We start from the raw sequence: 612 nt of genomic DNA, 5'->3' as shown, positions 1-612 counted from the left end.
GGGTTGGCCAGGCACACCTCGCCGACCGTCCCGACGGGCAGCTCCTTGCCGTCCCCGTCGATGACCTTGGCGCGCACGCCCGGGTACGGGTGGCCCGCGGCCTTCATCCGGGGGTGTCCCGGCACGTGGTCGGCCGGGGGCAGGCACACCGCGGTGTTGCCGGTCTCGGTGAGGCCGTAGATCTGGGCGAACTCGCAGCCGAAGAGGGCCAGGCTCTGTTCGAGCAGCGCCTCGGAGATGGGCGAGCCGCCGTAGACGATCTTGCGCAGGGTACTGAAGTCCGCCGGGCTCACGCCGGGTTCGGCCAGCATCATGCGCAGCATCGCGGGCACCACGCAGGCGGTGGTGATGCCCAGGTCCTTGATCAGGGCGTTGGCCTGGTGCGGCGCGAAGGCGCGCATGGCGACGACGGTCACGCCGGCGCTGAAGTTCTGCGTGGCCCACCACAGGCCGCCGACGTGGAAGCCGGGGATGCCGATCAGGGCGATGTCGCCGGCGCGCCAGTCGATCCAGTCCAGGCCCTGGGAGGCGAGCGCGTCGCGGATGGCGAAGAAGCTGCGGTGGGCGAGGACGACGCCCTTGGGCAGGCCGGTGGTGCCGCTGGTGTAGCGC

Annotated in this window: 1 protein-coding gene; it reads right to left on the bottom strand. The window is 71.9% G+C overall.

Annotation, left to right across the window (positions count from 1 at the left end; genetic code table 11):
* A partial coding sequence (locus KUM32_RS41775) for an AMP-binding protein (protein ID WP_217146838.1) occupies positions 1-612 on the bottom strand: 612 nt, incomplete at both ends.

This window comes from Streptomyces sp. AC627_RSS907, from assembly GCF_019049165.1.
The sequence above is the reverse complement of the archived record's forward strand: the minus strand, read 5'-3'. Positions and strand labels throughout refer to the sequence as shown.